Raw genomic sequence first — 1,992 nt, 5'->3', positions numbered from 1 at the left:
GCTGTAGCGCCCGCGGCGGTTCCACCTGCCCGGCGGGCGCGCCGGCCTGTGAACGACGGGAAGCGGCGGTTTCGCCCTGGCCGTAGAACCCTCTACCGGAGACCTCGCTTTCCATCGATCATCGACACGCCGTGACTTCGAAAACTGCCTAGTCTAGAGGCGCTGTGGTCAGAAACGGCCAACCACGGCGTGAGACGTGCGGTAGCGGCCAGTCCGGCTTGGTACAGCAACACCGCTGCGACTGGCCCAGAGCCCCATAGTGACTTTCAGCCACTTGCCAACACGCCGAACTGGTGCGAATAAGGGCTCGCCCTCAGTTGTTTCGCGTCCGAGTGAAAACGTCTAGAGCGCCGGAATCCGACGACTGCCCGGCAACGAGATTCGACGCCCGGGAGGTAAACGAGATCACCGAACCATCGGCATTCATGGAGCCGCCGAAGCTCTGGCCGTTGGCGCTGCCCTGGGTGTTTGCGCGACTTACAAGAACGCGACCGACAATGAAGGAACGCGACGTCTCGGAGAGGAAGACGTCGCCGATGCCGGCGTTCTCGTCATCGCCGACGAGATTCGTGGCGTGACTTGTAAAGACAATCTTGGAGCCGTCGGCGCTGATGGAAGGTTCGAAACTGGGCCCGTTTCCCTGGACGCCGTTCAGGCCCACGCTGTGCCGAACCACGGCTCCGGACACGACGTCCTTCCGGAACACGTCAACCTTGTTGTTCGTATCCCCGGTTACGAGATTGGTAGCCTGGGATGCGAATGCCACGAAGTTACCATTCGCGCTGATCGCCGGGTCGCCGCTGAGCCCATTCGCCTCGCCTCCACCCACTTTCACGCTCACCCGGGTTACCGCAGCCGTGCTGGGGGTTGTGAACGTGGTCAGGAATACATCGGGCTGACCGTTGGTATCATTGTTCGCAAGGTTGGATGCATCAGATCGGAAGGCGATCTTCGTGCCGTCGGAGTTGATCGTCGGCTCAGTGCTCCCGCTATTGCCCACAGCGCCGTTCGGCTGTCGGCTCACCAACTTGTTAACCGCTTGCACGCGGTCGTAGACGAAAATGTCACTCGTGCCATTGACGTCCGGAGTGTGATTACTTGCGCCCGTGGCGTAGGCGATCATCCGACCATCGCCGCTCACTTCGGGGCTGCTGCTGTGCCCGTTCGGCTGCGCAAAAGCGTTAGTAAGTATCCGCTGGATGCTCTGCGAACCGGGCGTGTAGATAAAGATGTCGTCCTTGCCATTGGTGTCGCCGCGAACCAGGCTGGACGATGAAGAGACGAAGGCAATAACGGAGCCGTCAGCGGAAATAGACGGGCTGCCACTTGACCCCTGCGCCGGCTTACCATCCGTCCCGCGGCTGATAAGCTGGGTCGTGCCGGCTACCCGATCGCGCAGGTAGATCTGACTCGAGCCGGCGGGGGGCGTCGGGCTTGTCAGGTTGGCCGCCGTGCTGGCGAAGACAATGAAACGCCCGTCGTCTCCACTGACATCGGCGGGGTGGCTATCGTTGTTTCCCTCGATTCCGCTGGAACTCACGCTGGAGACATCCAAGATGTGTGGAACGAGACTCGCTGGTGCGGCACCGACAGTGGCAGGGGCTATTGCAAGTGCAGCCGACACGCAGGCGGCGGTCCCCACGAGAGTCACACCGATGAGACGTTTTCTAGAGTCAAACATTGAGCTTCGTTTCCTCGCTACGTGAGAGTTTCGGCAGGGTCACAGCCAGCCGCGACTTGCGCCAACCGTTTACGACTGCCTACTCCATACGGGCTCCGACCGTGATGGGTTCCCGCCCGCCGACGCACCCGTCGGTGATGGTGGAGTGCTAGCCCACCCGCCGACCACACACCCGATGGCGAGGCACCTACCGACTCCTCCTTCGTCCGCTTCCGCTAGTACTCCAGCCGCACTTCCGCCGAGGAGTTTGCGCTGCTAGGCACGCTTGGCGGGACACCTTCCGAACCGCAGCGTTGGTCCATTGTAGACTC

Annotated in this window: 1 protein-coding gene; it reads right to left on the bottom strand. The window is 61.7% G+C overall.

Translation table 11 applies throughout. From position 1 onward, the window contains the following. Positions 1-313: 313 nt before the first annotated feature. Positions 314-1,540 carry a hypothetical protein gene (locus AB0J67_RS40830; RefSeq protein ID WP_363491157.1) on the bottom strand — a complete coding sequence of 409 codons (1,227 nt, stop codon included), beginning with the start codon at positions 1,538-1,540 and terminating at the stop codon, positions 314-316. Positions 1,541-1,992 lie beyond the last annotated feature (452 nt).

This window comes from Catellatospora sp. NPDC049609, from assembly GCF_040675365.1.
Classification (GTDB): Bacteria; Actinomycetota; Actinomycetes; order Mycobacteriales; family Micromonosporaceae; genus Catellatospora.
Note: the sequence above shows the minus strand (reverse complement) of the source record. Positions and strands in the feature narration are given on the sequence as shown.